Below are 19,469 nucleotides of genomic sequence, written 5' to 3'. Positions count from 1 at the left end.
GGACAATAACCTTACTTCATTTTCACTAACTTAAATATTCCGAACTTCCACAACTTTTCCTAAATCCACAAACTGCTCATGATCGACCTTCACCTTCACTCTGCCCTTTCGGCGCTTCTCACGCCATTCACGAAGATCTTCCTCCGTTTCTAAGCGAAGCTCCGCGATTTCTAGCGATCGGTCTAGGACATATTTGCTTGTATAAAGGACTGTATTTATTCCCTGTCCCCCTAAAGCAATGTGAGGCTTTAAAGGTATCCATTCCTCAACAGTGAATCTAACATAATCTTTCTCTTCCTTATGAGGTTCAGGGACAATCTCCTTTATTTCCTTCCGTTTCACCACTTCCCAATCTACCACTTTACCCACCCAATGAATCCCTGTCTTTGCAGGATCGAAGAATTTCCTTCTCGATTGGCACATCGCTATATATTCGATTTGGGTTATTATCTTCTGGCTTGCAAGGTTCTTCAAAGGTACATGGTAAAAAGAGTGCTGCCTCGCCACCTCCACTTGTTTGGGGCCACGAACAGAGCCGACAAGCACATTTTTACCCGTAAGCTGGTTTGCATAGTATTCTTTCGTACCGCGTGGACGAGTAGATCGTTCATAAGCCTTTTCCGGACTATCCTGAATAATCTCATCCAAGAATTGCTCCACCAGGCTTGTAGAATTCGGTAGGAACGGCAAAGCGCCTATATTCAATAGCTCGATGCTTTTGTAGAATTGGTGGGTCTTATACCGCTCCTCATCCGGATAGGGAAATAACACATAGGCACCGAACATGCTTCGTTCGTATTCCCCCGAGTCTTTCTCCTGATACACTATGGCGTCCCGGTAGCGGTGCATCGTATTGATATCATCCTCTTCAGGGCCAGGTTGTCTATAAGTCCCGTGATAGGAAGTGCCTTCATAAGCCGGATTTAACCGGTATTTCGCATCAAAAACATACTTATACTCTTTGATTTTGCCAGCATCCTTCTTCTTGAGTGTCAGTACATTATCCGGACGCTGATTGAGTGTCGGTGTCCTATCCGAGCCAGGAATCGTATTATAATACAGGATGAACTGCTCCCCGTTAACTGGATTCTCGTACACCATCTTAGCGCTTTGCGAGCGGTCAAGCGTAACAAAAATGCCGTTCCGATTCACCTTAATGATATCCTGCTTCACAAGCTTATACTTCTGACCCAGAAGCTGATTCAACTTGAGGAAGCACCAGTATTCATAGAGCTGCGCGACATCCTTCATAGATAGGCGAAGCAGGTCGCCTTGGATCGACAGGCCTTTGAGCAGCATGAGATAACAGCGGTAGACTTCGCGGTATCCAGGGGCCATCTGCAGCACCAGCGTAACGGACATCTGCTTCAGCACTCCAGCCTCACGCAAGAAATCCATCTTAAGCACCCGCTCTAGCTGAGTGAGCATGGTGTCTAACCTTTTTATAAGTAATGGATCTGGGGTTCGGTTTTTAATTTTCCAGCGACTCTTGAGCTCCTTCAGCTTTCCATGAATGCGTTCCAGCATCCAGCGGATGAACCGGTTCTCATTAGTATCATAGGCGAGGCGTCTTCGTGTCTCCATTAAATGTGTGGCTGTGTAATTTCGACTGCCGATGGTCAAGAATCCATGGTTCATGTCTTCTCTTAATCGTTCGGGATGCTTCGAGATCTCACGAATATTCTCTATTCCTGCCTTTTTGACCCGATTGGCATCCACTAGTCGGCGATCCTGGAGCAGAGCATAATTAGGATTCTTGTTAATCCGCTCAACTGCATCCAGAAGCTGTCTAAATACATGCTGAAGTATAGTGAAGAACTCCGTTAAGCTCTGATGCTGCGTCTCCCGCAGGCCTGTTAATTGGTAGGTTTTACGCAAAAAATCAAAGGCCAAATTATAAATCTGCTCATTCACTTCATTTAAAATATTCTGGTAATCCAGCTTGTAATCCATTTTAGAGGGGAAGATCTCCATCTCTACCCGCAGCAAAGCCTGTCCTGAACTACGAATCTCCCACTCCGTCAAACCTACCTCATTCCCAAAGTTCAGAACACCCGCAAGAATAGTCTCACCTAGAGGCTTAATTGCCTGCCGAAGTAGCACATTTTCATGATAAAAAGATAGGTTAGCCGCGGTCTTCTTCTGAATCACCAGCTCATACGACTGTGTCTCATAAAAACAAGGAAAAACAGACTCCCTCTGCTGCCAGTCCACCATCCCATGGGCTTCAGGGGAAAAGACTTTAATCTGAACATTACCAAGCCGTTCGGAGCAAAAAATCCCTAGCTGCGCACTCACCCATTCCTGACCTGAAGAACGATGAAGCTGCAATGTCTCCACAGTAGGATGATAAGGCCGTCCTTGAAGAAAAAGCGTAAAAAGCTCCGTTTCTACACGGAGCAATTCTACCGTCTGATTAAGAGAGCCAGTAAGAGGTAAATCCATCTTCCTCTAACCTCCTAAGCATAAAAGCCAATTTTCGAGCACTTTGTGGATGTTTGGCCGTAGGTGGAGTTTGGCCAGCAGCCCATTTCAGGTAGAGTGGAGAAGCATCATCCATAAAAGCTTGGAAGTCTACTGTAACACCAGATCCGGTACCAAGAGCCCCTTTCATCAAGTTCAACAATACCCGGCGAACCGAAGAATGGCTCCCTTGAATACGCGGCAGTATCTTTTGCAGCAGTTGCCAGTCAAAAGCTTCTTCCTCACTCATCAGCTTGTACCGTTCGTTATAGATCATATAGAAGCAAATCGCATCCCGTACCCGAAAACCTACATGAGCGTGGATATCCTCAAGCAAGGCATTGATCTTAACCAATCTCTCTGTCGTCCGTACAACAAGCTCTTTGTTGGTATCATAGGCATCCACTAGCTGCAAATAATCAGAACGAAGAAATAAATGATTTAGTTTGCTGGCGTCAGAACTATCACTGTTCTCTACCTGCTCACCCAAATCCGGATACTGTTGCAGATTGATGTAATTGAATTCTAGTGTGTTGGCTCGGTCTAGTACCTTTTTGCTAAAAGGATGTGTCGTTTCGTCCATGTTCACAGTCCCGATTAAGAACACATTCTCCGGGATACCCAGGCTGCCAAACTTCATTTGATCCTCAGGCGCTTCCAGCATAGTAGAAGATATGAGATCCTGTGTTTGGATCCTCCCCTCCTGCCAGTCCTGTGTTTCCAGCACACTTAATAGGTCACTGAAATAATGCTCTACCCGCGCGAGATTCATCTCATCCATGCAGATAAAATAAGGCTTATGCTGATTCTCCGGATTCCGCGCCTCTACTAATACTTCCGTGAGCGGACCCGGTTTGAACCTGCCCGAAAGATCCTTGTACCCCAGCAGATCCGCAGGATCACTCCAATCCGGCCGCACTGGGATCAATGTAAACTGACCGTTAATCCCCGTTGCACCAAGAGCTTCTGCAAACAGCTTCACCAACCGAGTCTTTCCTGTTCCCGATATACCTGCCAGAATGACAAAAGGCTTAGTCTTAAGCGAGAGGTAAAAGTTTTCAATAAGGTGCTCAGGGAAGAAGAAACCTTTGCAGCGGATGTGGGATTGGATTTGGTGGAGCAATGTTGTAATACTAGAATCTGATGGCGGTAGAATAGGAATCACCTCATGCGGGCTCTCCGTATTGGAGGCAGCCTCATCTTGATCTAGAATGGTAAAATCAGGCCAAGTGACCTCTGGAGTTAGCGATTGAAGCACTTGAAGTCCTTGTCTTGAAAAGCGAAACAAATATCCTTGATTAACTCCGCCTCCAGAATGAAGTGGACCTTGGGTTAAGTTCACTTGCATAATTTGCTGATTAAACTGTTGTAGCACAATGGGCGGAATGAGTTCCACATACTCCGTTCGAACCAAACGACCATCCTCTTGCCAGTTCGTATTGGCCATAGAGCCTGGTTTGGGTGCTTCCACCGCAGCATCTGTTACCTGGCTTACATAACGAATAGCTTTATTTGAATAATGGAGGATGATATCTCCTTGTTTAACTTCCTTCATCGTCTCCCAATGATATAGCTTTCGGCCTTGCGAATTCAGTAGGGGCGCCCACAGAATCCCCTCTTCCTTCTCCGCTTGAATAGTCGTTCCCTGATTCACCCACCAAACATTAGGCTTCGACTTAAACGTTATAAACTCTAAACGGTATTCGAAAGGAACTCCTGTGGCAAAGAAATCTATGTATTCAGCTTGATCTTCAGGAACAACAACCTGAGGTCTCTTCGCATCATCTGCTTGTTGGTTCGTTCTCTCTTGCATAATGTAGGAATAGGAATGCGAGAAGGTTTCAATTAACAAATTCTTCAACGTTTGATTTCCGTTATAACGGAGTTGAAGAGCTTCCCGACCAGCAGATACTTGATCAATTTTAAATAATGTGGCTTCATAGTTCCCATCTTCATGGATCAGCTTAACTTTTCGCCCTTCACCTAAACTAGGCTGTTGACCTTGGTTAGCTTCCAAAAAATCTGGATGAAACTCAACTGGAATATGAGTGCCATCACGAAAAATGGAAAAGTCCACCTTTTTCCGACCGATTAAGTTAGGGATCTCTGTATCCTTCCACCAGCTTCGTAGTTGTTTGATCATTTATGTTAACTCCCTTAGTCCAATGATAGGTAACTTACAGGTACTTCTAGTTTTTTTGCTTTATTCTCTGTACGTGAAGCTTGCGAATCTCCGCATCGGTTATATTGGCCTGAAGCAAATGCTCATAAATCGTTTGTATTTGCGCCGGAGAGATAGAAGGTTCAGGAGTTCCTGTTTTTAAACTGATCAGCTTCCTAGAGATAAACTCACTTAGTTCCACATCATAGACAACCAGTTCGTCCGAGTGGATTTTCCGAAGATCCGGATCAATACTGAACCGACATCTCATCGTGAATGAAATCATAGAGATAAATTTCACTACAGCTATACCTTCTATCTGGCTCTCGATGGCCTTAATATGTCCATAGTTTTGCTTCAGCGGATTATACAGCTTGTAACGATTGCTCACTGACCATTGTTGATCCGTTCGCCCACCTTTAATTTCTCCATTGTAGTTTTTCGTCTCAATGACAAATAAGCAATACGGGGAAATAACGATATGATCAATCTGGGTGTAGCCTGTTCGAGACTTGGGATTAGGGAGCATTAGATCGCTTAACGATTTACACTCCTTAGGCAACTGGTCGAGTTGGATATTGATTTTATGCTCACCTAACTCTCCAATTCGTGTGGAAGCAACCTTCGGTTTCGACTTGGGAGTTTGTGCCTTACGCACTGCCTGTGGTGGCTTAGTGTCGGATTTTTTAAAGAAGGACTTTAGCGCTTTAAACATAGCAAAACCTCGTCTGATCTAGATTTACAATATGTATGGTTATTCGACAATATGGGAAGGTTTACCTTTATTCAAATTATGAATGGAAGCTTGCTCACTTTTTGGATGAACAGCATCGAAAAAAACAAAAATTCCAAACATATATACAAGAAAAAAGACTGTCGCATGGACAGTCCGAAAATAAAGTATGCGTTTATCCCCTTGGTTCCGATACCTATGTGCTTTTCCATTAGCCACAAGACATGCCTTAGTCCGAGAGAACTGAAGGGGCAGTAAAGGCATTTGCAAGCTGCATGCCATCCTTTAGTCCTTGAAGATATAGACGTTCATAAAGAACGGCTTTCTTCAATTGAAGCTTATCCTCCCAGTGTTCAAACTCTGGCATACGTGCAATATCCATGGAGTCAAACAACGTTTGAAAAGCTTTGCGCTCTTCTTCAAAAACATGCCTAGGCTCGGATTGATGTTCAATCTGTGCGGTCACCTCATCCAATCGACCTTGAATCGTCTGTAAAAACCATGCAGGAAAGCTCAACATATCCCCTCCAAGATAGAAACTCAAACGAAACGACGCTGCATGTCCGTCTTTTTCTTGGTACATCCGATTAATGAGTTCGTCTACCTTACGGCTCTGGGCCTGGACCGCTTCATTACTGCTTAACGGAATTCCCTGCTCCAGTGATTTCTGTCCGAGTTCATTCAGCTTGCGCTTTTCCTCCTCATATTTGTGCTTCAGATGTTGCATTGCACCCCCACCTTCCTGGAAAAGCTATGTCTGTAGACGATGTGCAGAGACTTTAATGCGTTTATCGGTTTATTTTATTTTAATTCGATATTCGCATTAAAACAACTGTTACCTCGCATACAATTTGGTTAAATTGTGAGGTGACACCAAAATGAGACATCGTAAAGAGCCCCAGGGTGACAAAAATATCATCGGGACCCGAGTTATAGCTATTCGAAAAGCTAAGCAAATGAAGCAAAAAGACTTCCTCGCCAGGTTGCAAACCTTCGGCTTAGACATCAGCCCAACTAGTTTATCGCGGTTGGAAGGTCAACATAGGCTCGTGCAGGATTATGAAGTGGTTGCCATTGCGAAAGCATTGGAGGTTTCTGTTGGGAAGTTGCTGGGGGAGAATGAGTGAAGGGATAATGGAGAAGGCTATGGCGCTGAAAGAGATTTGGCAATCAAGCGTAAGTACGTACCTATAACGTCCAAAAAGATGGAGAACTAAAACAATATTTGACCCCAACTTTCTATCCTTTTTGGTCCGCTTACAGGTAACAATTATAGTGCTAGGTAAAGCACTTTGAGCAGAACTTCTTTGGCTGAAGAAACAACGTATCGTTTAAATTCTTACATCCGATTGCTAAGAAAATCTGATATTTATAACAAAAACACCCCTTTAGCTGTAATGCTCCCATAGTGTCCTATGAATTTAATTCTTGCTTCCTTGTGAGGACAAAAATACCCTTTCAATTAAGAAAGGGCAATCCCAAAAAGTGTATTTTTAGCAAAAAATAAGTTTGAATATAATTTCAAGTTATAGCTTATAATTTTCGTCACCTTAGATAGCACAGTGTAACAAAGTCATGTGGAAGATACTTTGTCACTCAACTCCCAATATCCGCTATTTTGATGTTTTTTAAGAATACCTTTTTTTCTTAGTTCTGTCGCCTGCCATCTGTAAACATATTGCCAAGTATAAAACAGGTCTCCAGATTGTCTGAGTTCTTTTTCATAATTAGTCCATATATATTTACTTACTTCTAAAACAGATGCTCTTCCATTATTCTGTTTAATACACTCAATAATGAAATTACTGAGGTCATATTTTGTTAACATTAATTCCCTCACTTCATTCAGCCATAATAATAGCATTATCTTTTGAAACATTCTTCCTAACAACTATTATATGTTCTTGCATCATTGTTTTAATTTCATTCTTTCGAGTGATAGTAGAATTAATATGATGTGGCAACCGTTTAAATGAATATTGCCTATGAAGGGTTGTAATTTTATTATATCCTAAAGATACGAACCAATCATTGAGTATACCCGCCATATCTACTGTAATTGAACCTAAAACAGTTCTATGACCAACAATCCAGGCTTGTATACCTTGATCATCTAAAACTTTGTCTGTTTGCTCTACAACTAAATACAGTTCTTTAAAAAAATGAATAACTGATTTAATTCGACGTGGAATTGCTTTAATTCTTCTATTTATTGTTTCTCGAACAGCGGGTATTCTGTTGATTATTTCATCAAGTAGTATTTCATTTTGAGGTTCTTGTCTGAGCTGTTCAAAAAATTCATCCCTCATGCTTATTGCGGACTTTTTCACCTCCCTGTTCTTCAGGGTGGTTTCTGCATTTAGCTTTCTAAAATACTCCAATCGAGTTCTTTCTTTCAGTAATTCGAAGACTATGTTATCCCCCTCGAAATATTGAAATTCAAATACTCCCTTTTCGATGTTGTCTTGCATAATATTTAAACTGATTTTCGCATTAATTAAATCTTTAATATCTATCTTACAAGTATCCCTCATTGTTTTAAATAATTCTTTAAATGTATTAGATCTACGTAAAATCATCTTTAGTGAAATACTACTTAATGATTTTTTTCCACCTAAAAGATGCTCATCTACATTTTCTGCCTGTGTTCGGATATCTAAATACTTAGCTAAGAGATCTTTTGACCATTGAAGTGAAAGTTTAGAGAATTCTCCATATGCGACAGTGCTTTGAGAATCACCGTAAGGAGGAGAAGTAAGTATTAAGTCAATTTTCTTATTATAGAAAACTGAAAGATCTTTAGCATTTTGCATCTTTATTTCTGTTAATGCCTTATTATACGAATCTTTGTTTGCTTCAACTAACATACTCATTAGATTCGATACCTTCTCTTTAAAAACTAATAAAGAGTCAATTTCAAATTTTTCCACGTCATTAGGAGACATACGATATAGCTTAAATTCATTATTTCTCGTTAAAGAACTTTCTCTAATTGTAGAGCTAAAGGCAGTTAACAGAATCAAAGCATATGTTTCCCTGTTTTTCTTGGGACAACTCCCCAGGAATTTATCACATTGTGCTTTAATGAATGAAAGTTCTTGAATGTTTTTCGATTTAAACCAAAAGTTAATCTTTTCAAAATAAACTAAATCAACTAATTTATGATCTGCATAAGTTATGATTAGTTTCTCAGAAAAATTAATTAATGCCTTTTCTACATCAGCAGCGTTATTAACAGTTAAAGCTTTGGTTCTCGATAATAAAATTGACAGCGGATTAAGATCTGAACCGTAAAAATCCAGACCTAAATATCTAGCTTCTAGTGCTACAGTTCCACTTCCCATAAATGGATCCAAGACTTTTTTTATTCCATATTGTTCTTTCAGTTTCTTAAGTAATGAGAGTATCATGTCAGGAACAGCCTTAGCTGGATAGGTATGAATATTTCCCCCAGAAGAAAAGAAAGATGCGAAGTTGTTTTCACCTGAATAATTTAGATCTAGATCTTTCCACCATTCAAATTCAACATTGGTTTTCATTTATTATCACCCCTAAATGCATCCAGGGATGAGCCGTACATCTCATTGATGTACGGCTCATCTTAATTTAATTATACTTCTTTAAATAACACAAGATCAATATAAGTATGTAAATCTTTTATATTACTGAATTAAGGATGTAATCGCTACAGCATCTTCTTCAAATCCCAGAACTAACTCATACCTGAAATCATCAATTTTTTCTATAGTAGCAAGTATTGTTAATAGTTTCGATCCACCATATTCGAACACAAAAATGTTATCATTAAATTCTGTTTTTTTGAAAGTAATAGCTTCATTAATATTAATCATTTTTTTCTCGACCTTATAAATCTTTTTAAACAAGTTATCTTTTGATAGAATTTCACTATTTTTTGATATTAATTCACCAAATCTATTGCAACTTTCAAATATTAGTGTAGTTGGAATCTTTAGATTATCTTTTTTTATAGTACAGAAATATTCGGTTTCTTTTATAGAAATTGGGAATAAAGTATTCTCTAATGTCAAAGTATCTCCTTTACTACTGTATTCCAATTGTGTGATATCCGCAGTGGGAGCAACTTGAAGTATTACCTTTTGAAGAGCATCTAAAATCTGAGCTTTATCCTCTAGGTTTCTTAATAAAAGATTAGGCAAAGGCAAAAGTGGTGTGCTTTCTTTACCAAAAAAACCACTCGGATCTTTAACAGTTAACTTATAATTATATGTTTTGTATTCTTTCGCATAATCTCCAGGTAATCCAATGCGTGAATTGATAGTAAAATGTTCGAATGAAATACTAGTTGTTACTGACTCCTCCAATCTAGTTAACCTCTTAACTTTATAGCTAATATAATTAGCTTCTATTTTGAAGTTATTAATATTTATATAACCCTCCCAAGTCTCTTGCTCTCTTTCTTTATAGTTACCGATAAGATCAGCTATATCTAAACCACTCTTAGACTTGATGTCAGAATATTCCTCAATTAGCTTTTGAAGTGCATCTTTTGAAGAATTTTTCTTTTCATATACTGCCCTTAATCTTTGAAGGACTATTTCTAATCGTATTTTAAGTCCTTTTGAAAAAAGATAATCTTTTTCTATTAATAAAGTATTTAAAGTATTGATAGGTACTTTTGCACAACCATTATTATTAAGCGAGCATAAATCTAAGATATCAAGATCAATTTGTAATTCATCTTTCAAAATTACAAAATGCTGTTCTCCTTGCTTATAATAGCTTAACCTTACAAAGCTCTCATGGTCAGGTTTGCTATCGCTTATTTTAAGGAGCAATCCATTCTTTATTTTTCTATCTCCACCACCACGAATTGTAACATCACAAGGTTGCGATACAAATAGATACTCTTCATCGTTTATTAAAAATATATCACCGAATCCAACAGGGTAGTAAAGCTCGTTAATCCAATCACTATACTTTTCCATTTTCCTAAAGCTATTTACTTCACTTAAATTCTGGAACTCATTTTCCTGGAGAGATATAGTGGATAAATTTTCATAACCGGAAATAAGTTTGGCAATATCCTCATACTTCCCTGAGATTTTTTGATTCAAATCATATTTTGTCAAAACTAAAAGCACCCTTGTTAAGGTTTCAACAATTGATACTCCTTCGTCATTACTAAAGTTCAATACAATATTATTGAACGTCGATTGTTCAATATTTTTAAAACTTGTTCCTGCAAGTTCAATTCCTGCTCTTAAAGCATCTGTTAGAAAATTTGTAATTCGATATGTATAATTTCTTCTTAAACCATAATTGATTTCATTTGCAAATACTAGATAATTGTTCTTATCAATAAATTCCTTATTTATCTTCCAGAACAAATTTTTACTTGTTGATAGATTTGAAACCGCATCTAAAAATTTATTGAATTGATTTTCATCTTCAATATCATCAGTGCTATGTGTAGCTAATATTGCTATATTCCAGTTGTATTCATCATTATTAAATTCTTTAAGTAACTCCAAACCTTCATTTTCGGAGCCAGGGCTTCCAAAGTCTCTATCTACTAACCACAACACCTGATTATTTTCATCAGGATGCCACATTTCATTAATTTGAGATTTCAGAAAATGTTTAGCCTTGTGAATAGAATCTAGAGGTATATACTCGGTGATTATTTCAGAGTCCTTTAATTCAGAAAAAAAAGTTAACAAAGTATCCTTCTCACTAATCAATAATTGGGACCCTTTTTGATCACCAAACAACTCCAGTTCTTGAGAATCTAATGTTTCAACCCAATCCGTTATCATTCTTCTCAATAAATTTTCTGGTAATAATTCTAATACGCCTAAATCAAATTGATATTTCCCTATGTTTTCTATGATTGGGAAATACGAAGAGACATTTTCAACAATTTCATCAATTAATTCACTTAGTTCTACAGTCTCATCTTGCACTCCATAACAATCATCAACACTTACTATATATTTTATATTATTTCTTTTAAATAACTCATTAATCATACTGATATAACCCTCTCTCACAAATATATCCGTAAACACTTAGAAAAATCCAATTCAAATTTATATAAATTATTAAAAATATTTCTCTCTCTAATAAGTCTAATTGTACATGTATGGCTTTGTAATAATTTAGAGACTATATATAACCCTAAACCACGACCATTCTTTTTATTTGAAACAAATGGTTCGAATATCTGGTTTTCAATACTTGGATCAATTCCAATTCCGTTATCCCACACATGAACAATTCCATTTTCTTTAACCTCTATATTATATTTTTTACTTTCAATTTTGTGCATATTAAAACTATGCTGTAACCAATGTTCAGAGTTTAAATACAAATTATCAAACACTTGATGAATCATCCCTTGGCTTACATATATCTCGTAATCATTAGATATTTTGAAATTCAAATTTATATCAAATCGATTTGCCCTATCCGAATAATGTTCAATATGCTCACTTAATAAATCACTAATTCTCAAATTATTTTTCATTGTTCTTACGCTTCTAAATCCTGGAGACAAATGACTTACTTGTTTTCTTATCGAGTCAGAAGAATATTTAATAAAATTAAAATATCTATCCATCCTTTTATCTGAGCCATATTGCTTTTTAAAATATTCTATTATTTCATCAGTATTTTTCTTTGTGTTACTAACTAATGTATTTAATTCATGTGTAAGTGTTTCTGCAACAATTCCTAAACCCGCCAACTCTGATACTTCTTCCATTCTTTCAATCAATTGTTCATATTCATATTCCATTACTTTAATATCATCCTGAAGAGTGGCAATTTTATTGATATATTTAGTTGCTTCCATTAACGTTTGATTAGTCGAGTTAACGCCTTTCTGTAACTTGTTTAGTTGGGTTGCTAGTAGTTTCTTTTCCGTATCTGGCATATTGAACTTTCCAATCGCATCCTCAACGGAGGCAAGTAGCGTATTGTTTTCCAAAGCTTTTGTTGAGTTATCATTAAGTATTCCAGCTATTCTTTGATTGTTTTCAGTTACTTCTTTCGCTTTACTTACAGCTACTTCATGAGAAATGATTATCGAATCATTCTTTTTAGCATTTTTCTGCAACATATACTCGCTAAATTCTTTTTTTAATTTTTGTCTATTTTTATTTATTCTCTTTATAGCAAACTTAATAATTAGCTCAAAATTATGATAGTTATCATCAGCTATAAAGCCTTCTCTGTTCGTCTTTTCTCTAAGATTGTAGCTTTCTTTACCTGGCAATTGGATAAAACCTATAACCGTATCATTTTTTAAATCTGCATACTTGCCTTTAGTAACTGCACCAGCGCTCAAAGACAGCCAGTCGTTATCACCATATCCATACGGAAGAATTGAAAAATCATCTCTAAATACCTTTATTCCTTTATTATTTGATATGTAACTTCTAAACTTATTTAATTCATCCAAAAACTCGAAATTTAATTTTTCAATTTGTGATCGAACCGACTGAGAATCAAGAGAATAGGAATATATCTCTCCACTGAGACTACCCGGAAACAGAATTTCATTGTTACTTATGTCTATTTTCAAATCACTGATACTCTCTAAAGAAATAGATTGTTCAAATTTTATAAAATACCCATCGTTGGAATTGATAAATTCACATTCTTTAAGATTATTTTTTTTCAGTTGCATAAATTCCTGAAGATAATCTATATTATCAATTCTTTCAGACTTACTATCAAAAAAATTCATTTTATAAGATCCTGTGATTAGCAATTTATCTCGTGTTAACGAAATTGTATATTTTGATATGGCAGCAGTTAAAGCTTCATCTGAAATTTTACTGAAATTCAAATCTTTTTGCCCAACTTTTGCATACAAAAAGAATGTATTATTAGCCGTCTTAAAGGGTGAAACTATCTGGGAGAGTTCCTTTTCCAACTTCAGAACGTTAACAGAATTAGTCCACAATTCAGGATTCAATAGATCCTTTATAGATAGTTCAGTATATCCTTTATTAATATCCTCACCATTTACAATCTTCTCTGTTATTTTTACAGGCACGTTGTCTATAGTTGTATTCTTTCGAAAATGTCCCCAAGGAATGTAGACTGTGTATTCCTTGGTTTCGCCTTTTTTCTTTGTCTTCATAAGCATATAATTCCCTAATTTTTGAACAGAAAGTCTACCTAAGCCTTTATCTCCAAGAGGCATTCTTTCAAATGTTTTTGTCACCTCTTTATTTTTTTTCATTTTTTTCTTTATAGAATTGGAAATCGTTAACCATCCATTAATTATATCTTTTTTATCCATACCTTCCCCAGCATCTGTAATTGTAATTATACCTTTTAATTTTCGACTAACTATCCGCCCTTTAAACTCCTCAATTATTTCTTCTGAGAAGTATGGATCTACTATTAAATTAACAAACGGAGAATCAGCATCATATGAGTTTTTAACTAATTCAGAAATGGCTGTTACTTCATCGGCAATTAATTCCTCACCTAATTTGTAGATCAAAGAAGCATGTACTTTAAAACCCACTTTACTCATATCAATAGAGTCTATATTCGGATCTTCGTAAAAGTCATCAAATAAATCCATTTGCTCCATAATAATCACCGTCCAAATCTTTTACTAAAATCTGACTCATATAAAATATTAAATAAATAATCCCAATTTCCTTCTTTTTATCACTTTATTCTAATTTAGTTAATAAACAATAGCTCCAATTTTCACTATTGTCACTCCTATAATGCTTAACCTTCTCTATCTCCATCCCACTATAGCGATCAAGAACATACTGATCCCAATGCCCGTCTTTTTCAACCAGTCCTTCTAGAAGCAACTTGATTTTTAGCTCGGTTTTCTTAAGTGATAAGTCCTGATTAGGCTTAAGAATCAGAGTAGAGATCGACAAATTATCGGGTCTCGTCACCTTAATGTTGTAGACCGAAGAGTTTACACCTTACAATCTGAAAAATAGCACATGTACGACGTGATCCATTGGAGCAGGTAGTGAAGCGCTTCCCATGGGGGATTTTCAATACTTATAAATTGATCTTAGCAGACATTGTTTCCTTAATAACTTGAACCATTTCAAAGAAAGATTCCAGACCAAGAGTCTCAGTAACAGGTAGTATCGTTTCAAGAGTCTGAAAATCGATAGGGGCCGTATCAGGCCAACAGCAGAATCTTGGGTACTGACTTCTTCCGCTGAAGCTGCGTTTTCACCTCCTCTTCCTGTTGTAATTATAGTATCGTTTTCTCTATTTGAACGCTTAGTGTTTTTGCTTTCGGTTAATCTCATTTTCCACTACTCCAAGATAACCTTGTTGAAGTCCAGCCCTCTTTATAAGTTTCCAATTTTTCAATGGCAGCAGATCATAACTATAGAATGAGATGGATTGTTCTCGTCTTTATACGTTCTGCTGCAGTTAGAAGACCAAATTTAGACAAGCGCGATAGCAATAAAGTTTGGAATAATAAAGTTCTCGTTCTTCTTTCATCTGTAAGAACGCTTAGATGACTTTAGCAATGGCTAATAAACTGCTCAAAAGTTACGTTCACTAAAACCGGATATTGTTGAACATCTTTGTGATAACATGAAAGACATATGTGTAATTTGTTATTTCGAGCAAAAGTGATGGAAACTATAAATTCAAATAAGGCTTAAGCCGAGAGGATCTGGTGCATGAATGCGATGTGGATCAATTCTATATTTCGATGATCGAGGTTGGCAAAAATGAGCTGTATGTTACGTAAATATTCGTCCTCTATAGCGGTCTAAAAATTAAACCGTCCACTTTTCCAAACTGGTTGAGGATGACTATGAGGTAAATAAGAGCGGGGGGCGAGACTTCGTAGCCTGCGGTCCCGCTCTTATTGTTGATACTCAATAACTATAAAAAATGCGTGCCATTTGCATGCCGTCCTTCAATCCGGTACGATATATCCATTCTTTTTCAATGTCGTATCGATAGTTCAGTGTTTCTTACCATTTGAGAATGAATTGGAACTACCTCGGTGTAAGTTCTTGTTTTAACAGCTGCTCGACTTAAACAGCTTCTAGTGCGAAACTACAGCCTCATCAAGTTTTCCGGCAGTTCTGACTAACTCATTAAACCGCCCGTCCAGCATAGGTTTCATCTAATCCGATAAAGACTGCCGCGACAACAACCCCCCCTTACAAGGTAATTTGTTGTTGATGTTACCTTAAGAACGGGAAGGTGCAACATCAATTAAATAATTCCTTGATCACTTAATAAGTATGACAATGTGTGTAAAGGTAAAATAATATCGTTAGCTACTTCAAGAGCCAGACCTTTATCAATTTTTGAAGGATTATGCGTTAATGAATGTAGAAATTTATCATAATTCTCATTAGCAAATTTAACGTTCACACCCACTAAGAAGTTGTTTAATGCATAATGCCCTTTGAATACCTTTTTTACTTCCTGTTTCTGATTCTCTAGTGGATCATTTTTTTTGATTTTTAATACAGACTGAATATCAGATAACATACATGTGATATTATCTTTAAACTCACTATTAAGGATGAGAAGTGGCCTTTTAAAGTAGTATTTCTTTACTATTTCCTCAAGAATAGCACGGAACGAAATGACATAAAGCAGATATTTGTCATCATATTTCAAACCTACTAGTTGCTTAACTAAACCACTAATATCTCTTAAATCAATGGTACCGTTAAAATGGTTACTTGTTGTAAAAAAATCATCATCATTGATCATGCCTGTAACTCTTCTTTTTTGGACTTTTATTAATAAAGTTTCTTTTAAATCACCTTGATAGTAATCAATGCTATAATCTCCATGTGAATTTTCGTGTGAAAACACATTATCAAATATTAAGCAAGCACTACGTGATATTATTCTTAAACCATTGGTAAATCTTAAATTAATAATAGTTGGATCTAACAAAAAACAATTTTCCCCTTGTGAAATATTGATTTGAGGGGTTTTTAATATTTTGTTTTCTTCATCCTCATTTGGGTTGGCCTGGCTTTGACCTCCTTGGCCTTGACCTTCTTGGCCTTGACCTCCTTGGCCTTGACCTTCTTGGCCTTGACCTTCTTGGCCTTGACCTCCTTCGCCTTGACCTCCTTGGCCTTGACCTTCTTGGCCTTGACCTTCTTGGCCTTGACCTCCTTCGCCTTGACCTCCTTGGCCTTGACCTTCTTGGCCTTGACCTTCTTGGCCTTGACCTCCTTGGCCTTGACCTCCTTGACCTTGACCTCCTTGACCTTGACCTTGACCTTGACCTCCTTGGCCTTGACCTCCTTGGCCTTGACCTTGACCTTGACCTTGACCTCCTTGGCCTTGACCTCCTTGGCCTTGACCTCCTTGGCCTTGACCTCCTTGACCTTGACCTCCTTGACCTTGACCTCCTTGACCTTGACCTCCTTGACCTTGACCTCCTTGACCTTGACCTCCTTGACCTCCTTGACCTTGACCTTGACCTCCTTGGCCTTCATTACTGGATTGAATGAAACAATTGTTTTTAATCGCAAAATCTATATTTATTGTGATGTACAGAATATACATGTATAAGATATCCATAAATTTATGGTAGTTGATGTTCTCAATGAATCCACCACGTTCATTCGATATCATTAAGCTAGAATCTAGTTCATTGAAACGATCGAAATTCACATAACCATATACATTATGTTGCCTAAAGTTATTATTCTTCTTAACTTGGCTAACATTGGTTAGTTGAAGCCAATCATTATTTTTATTCAAGTAGTTATATAAAGCGAATTTATTAACATAGAGGCGAATCCCACTTTCAAATTTGTGGAATTTCTCACCTCTACGATCACGTTTCATAAACCACTTTCCTTCAAAATTTGGAACAGCTATCTCCTTACGTTCTACTAATCCATTCGTTAAAAAATCCTCAAAAGACAGTCCAATTGGCTTAATTGAGTACTCTTTTTTTAAAATATCGTTTACATTAACTAAATTACCTATTTCAATCGCCAGCTCAGTATTTTTAACCCTAGTATCGTCTACATCATATTTATATTTTAATGTATTCGTTAAATGTTCATAGCTAAATGAAACAACTGAATTAAACTCTTCTTTAAAGTCATTAATGTTTTCGACATCCAAATCAAAACGAACTCCATCTTTGATCACTATTACTTTTGGAACTGTCGGTTTCTCTTGAAAGTTATATAATGAGATATGTTTAAACTTACTTAACTCTTTTTCTGAACCCAATAAAAGAATGTTATCTTCTTCAACTCCAGAAATCAGTATCTCGGTTCCAAATGTGTAGTTTTCATCATCAACCTGAGTATAGTAGTATCTCTTTTCACCCTTTAACCATTCAACGTAATATTTTTGTCCTTGGGCGTTCAGTGACTTTACTTCAATTTTGTCTCCTAAGGAAAACATAGAATAAAACGCAAGCCCCTTACTTCCCAGTAACATCTCCCCATTTTTGTTATAAAGATAGTCGTCTCTTTTTTTACTAGATGAAGCAATATTCCCAATACTTAATATGTCATCAAGCGTAAAACCGTCACCATTATCAATTACCTTTACCGTTTTTTTCAATGTATCAATATGAACTGTAACTGATTTCGCATTTGCATCCACACCATTTTTAATTAATTCAGAAAGCACGACAAAAGGACTCGCTACATTCCCAATAACCTCGACTACTTTCTCCTCTTCCATTCTAATTTCGACACTATTCATCTTTACTTCCCTCTTTTCTAAGTATCAGAACTGTTTCAGCAGTCATAGACTGAACTGGGCCTAAGTTATTCACATGAGAAACTCTAGTAGGCATCCTCTTTCGAGAAATATTCCTCACAAACTCGGCCTCCAATTCTAGTCCGTTATTAATACAAAACTCTTTAGTAATTTCATCTAACTTTATCTCCTTGTCATCGACTCTCCTATTTCCTAATGTCAATACCATCAAATGTCCCGATTTAAGAACACGTATCATATTACATATTGCATTAAAGTAATCATTAAAGAAGTTCTTGATTTTCTTTTGCTTATCTATACTAATTCCTTTAAGAATATTGACTAGAGTCACCGATGGAATTAATTCGGATTTAGAAATATTCGGATTTATTCTCCCTCCTAGACTTAAGGTGTCAATAGACGAAAAATTCTTGATTAATTGGTCATTGGATATATTTAAATCTATCTGATCTATCCAGAACAAACTTAATATTGAAAACTGCCCATATGTCACTGTAGTCCCATTATCACCATATGGAGGGGAGGTACAAATAAAATCAATACTTTCAGGCTTCATTTTTATCATTTCCTCTAATGAATCCCCTTGTATTAACAACGTGTTGTTTGACTTTTCTGATTCAAAAGAGTTAATATTAGCCTCTACAGAATTAATAAAATCATTAATTACATTGTTGTTCATATTTATGATCTTACCATCTTCTTTAATATGTAATTTAAACGTTGAACTTCTTGTATTGCTATATTTTCTGATAAGGTCACACATACATGTCCAGTAATACTCTCTATTTCTCTTATCTTTTTCTTCAATAATACTTTTTCTAATAACTGATAAATCATATATCACATCTTTTCTAAACCACTTTTCAATTTTTTCAAAAGAATGTACTTCTACACCTTCTTCTTTGTATTTCTTTATATTTAAAAAGAGTTCCTCATTACAATTGTAAATAGTATCTTTATTAATACCTTGTAATTTGACTTTTGTAATCAAGTTAGCGAGTGGATTTATATCAATCCCTATCAAATCTAACCCAAAACGTTCCCCTTCCACTAGCGTAGTGCCTGAACCATGAAAAGGGTCAAATATATTAGATATATTTCCTTCCATATTGATAATATCCTCAATCAATTTATGTTGCATTGGAGCAACCATCATTGCAGGATAGCTAGCTATTTTATGAATTCCATTCCTTTTTATTTTCTCAAAGTTCCAATATTTTTGCCCGTAACTTTCCAGCTTCTGCTGTAAGTTTGTTTTCATAGTCGCACTTCCCATTTTTTACTTATATTTTCCAATTAAGAAGTAATTTTTTCTATAATAAAACATAATTTTACACAGCTTTGTATATGATATCATATTCCAATGTCGAATACAGTCGAATGGCG

The 19,469-nt window shown here is 36.5% G+C and carries 11 protein-coding genes; 1 reads left to right on the top strand and 10 read right to left on the bottom strand.

All coding sequences use genetic code 11. The features are described 5' to 3' along the window. Window positions 1-30: 30 nt before the first annotated feature. The 4 genes from NYE25_RS24565 to NYE25_RS24550 all read right to left on the bottom strand — a co-directional run bounded on the left by NYE25_RS24565 (window position 31) and on the right by NYE25_RS24550 (window position 6,084). Window positions 31-2,445: a restriction endonuclease-like protein gene (locus tag NYE25_RS24565; protein WP_341147048.1), complete on the bottom strand. Its 2,415-nt coding sequence runs from the start codon at window positions 2,443-2,445 to the stop codon at window positions 31-33. Further along, on the bottom strand, window positions 2,417-4,606 hold the full coding sequence (locus tag NYE25_RS24560; protein WP_341147047.1) for an McrB family protein: 2,190 nt from the start codon (window positions 4,604-4,606) through the stop codon (window positions 2,417-2,419). The genes NYE25_RS24565 and NYE25_RS24560 overlap by 29 nt, the downstream gene beginning before the upstream one ends. Before the next feature lie 46 nt (window positions 4,607-4,652). Beyond that, window positions 4,653-5,339, bottom strand: a complete 687-nt coding sequence (locus NYE25_RS24555; protein WP_341147046.1) for a nuclease-related domain-containing protein — start codon at window positions 5,337-5,339, stop codon at window positions 4,653-4,655. Between the two features lie 247 nt (window positions 5,340-5,586). Then, window positions 5,587-6,084: a hypothetical protein gene (locus NYE25_RS24550; protein WP_341147045.1), complete on the bottom strand. Its 498-nt coding sequence runs from the start codon at window positions 6,082-6,084 to the stop codon at window positions 5,587-5,589. A gap of 151 nt (window positions 6,085-6,235) precedes the next feature. On the opposite strand from NYE25_RS24550, the gene NYE25_RS24545 reads away from it, so the two are divergent. Further along, window positions 6,236-6,484, top strand: a complete 249-nt coding sequence (locus tag NYE25_RS24545; protein WP_341147044.1) for a helix-turn-helix domain-containing protein — start codon at window positions 6,236-6,238, stop codon at window positions 6,482-6,484. A 446-nt stretch (window positions 6,485-6,930) separates the two neighbouring features. On the opposite strand, the gene NYE25_RS24540 is transcribed toward NYE25_RS24545, so the two are convergent. From NYE25_RS24540 to NYE25_RS24515, 6 genes are all read right to left on the bottom strand, one after another. Beyond that, window positions 6,931-7,185, bottom strand: a complete 255-nt coding sequence (locus NYE25_RS24540; protein WP_341147043.1) for a hypothetical protein — start codon at window positions 7,183-7,185, stop codon at window positions 6,931-6,933. A 13-nt stretch (window positions 7,186-7,198) separates the two neighbouring features. Then, window positions 7,199-8,896, bottom strand: coding sequence for a DNA adenine methylase (locus NYE25_RS24535; RefSeq protein ID WP_341147042.1), 1,698 nt, complete (start codon window positions 8,894-8,896; stop codon window positions 7,199-7,201). 123 nt (window positions 8,897-9,019) lie between these two features. Further along, window positions 9,020-11,368 (bottom strand): hypothetical protein, encoded by a 2,349-nt coding sequence (locus tag NYE25_RS24530; protein ID WP_341147041.1) that lies wholly within the window; start codon window positions 11,366-11,368, stop codon window positions 9,020-9,022. A 17-nt stretch (window positions 11,369-11,385) separates the two neighbouring features. Next, complete coding sequence (locus NYE25_RS24525; RefSeq protein WP_341147040.1) at window positions 11,386-13,950, bottom strand: sensor histidine kinase; 2,565 nt, start codon at window positions 13,948-13,950, stop codon at window positions 11,386-11,388. Window positions 13,951-15,578: 1,628 nt separating this feature from the next. Next, window positions 15,579-18,065: an ATP-binding protein gene (locus tag NYE25_RS24520; protein ID WP_341147039.1), complete on the bottom strand. Its 2,487-nt coding sequence runs from the start codon at window positions 18,063-18,065 to the stop codon at window positions 15,579-15,581. Beyond that, window positions 18,058-19,344, bottom strand: coding sequence for a DNA methyltransferase (locus NYE25_RS24515; RefSeq protein ID WP_341147038.1), 1,287 nt, complete (start codon window positions 19,342-19,344; stop codon window positions 18,058-18,060). The genes NYE25_RS24520 and NYE25_RS24515 overlap by 8 nt, the downstream gene beginning before the upstream one ends. Window positions 19,345-19,469: the final 125 nt, after the last annotated feature.

The organism is Paenibacillus sp. FSL E2-8871 (assembly GCF_038000345.1).
Lineage (GTDB): Bacteria > Bacillota > Bacilli > Paenibacillales > Paenibacillaceae > Paenibacillus_AQ.
The sequence above is the reverse complement of the archived record's forward strand: the minus strand, read 5'-3'. Positions and strand labels throughout refer to the sequence as shown.

Bases quoted from the DNA above. Each gene is read 5' to 3' on its own strand.
- NYE25_RS24565 (WP_341147048.1), bottom strand. From the start codon at position 2,445: ATGGATTTACCTCTTACTGGCTCTCTTAATCAGACGGTAGAATTGCTC.
- NYE25_RS24560 (WP_341147047.1), bottom strand. From the start codon at position 4,606: ATGATCAAACAACTACGAAGCTGGTGGAAGGATACAGAGATCCCTAAC.
- NYE25_RS24555 (WP_341147046.1), bottom strand. From the start codon at position 5,339: ATGTTTAAAGCGCTAAAGTCCTTCTTTAAAAAATCCGACACTAAGCCA.
- NYE25_RS24550 (WP_341147045.1), bottom strand. From the start codon at position 6,084: ATGCAACATCTGAAGCACAAATATGAGGAGGAAAAGCGCAAGCTGAAT.
- NYE25_RS24545 (WP_341147044.1), top strand. From the start codon at position 6,236: ATGAGACATCGTAAAGAGCCCCAGGGTGACAAAAATATCATCGGGACC.
- NYE25_RS24540 (WP_341147043.1), bottom strand. From the start codon at position 7,185: ATGTTAACAAAATATGACCTCAGTAATTTCATTATTGAGTGTATTAAA.
- NYE25_RS24535 (WP_341147042.1), bottom strand. From the start codon at position 8,896: ATGAAAACCAATGTTGAATTTGAATGGTGGAAAGATCTAGATCTAAAT.
- NYE25_RS24530 (WP_341147041.1), bottom strand. From the start codon at position 11,368: ATGATTAATGAGTTATTTAAAAGAAATAATATAAAATATATAGTAAGT.
- NYE25_RS24525 (WP_341147040.1), bottom strand. From the start codon at position 13,950: ATGGAGCAAATGGATTTATTTGATGACTTTTACGAAGATCCGAATATA.
- NYE25_RS24520 (WP_341147039.1), bottom strand. From the start codon at position 18,065: ATGAATAGTGTCGAAATTAGAATGGAAGAGGAGAAAGTAGTCGAGGTT.
- NYE25_RS24515 (WP_341147038.1), bottom strand. From the start codon at position 19,344: ATGAAAACAAACTTACAGCAGAAGCTGGAAAGTTACGGGCAAAAATAT.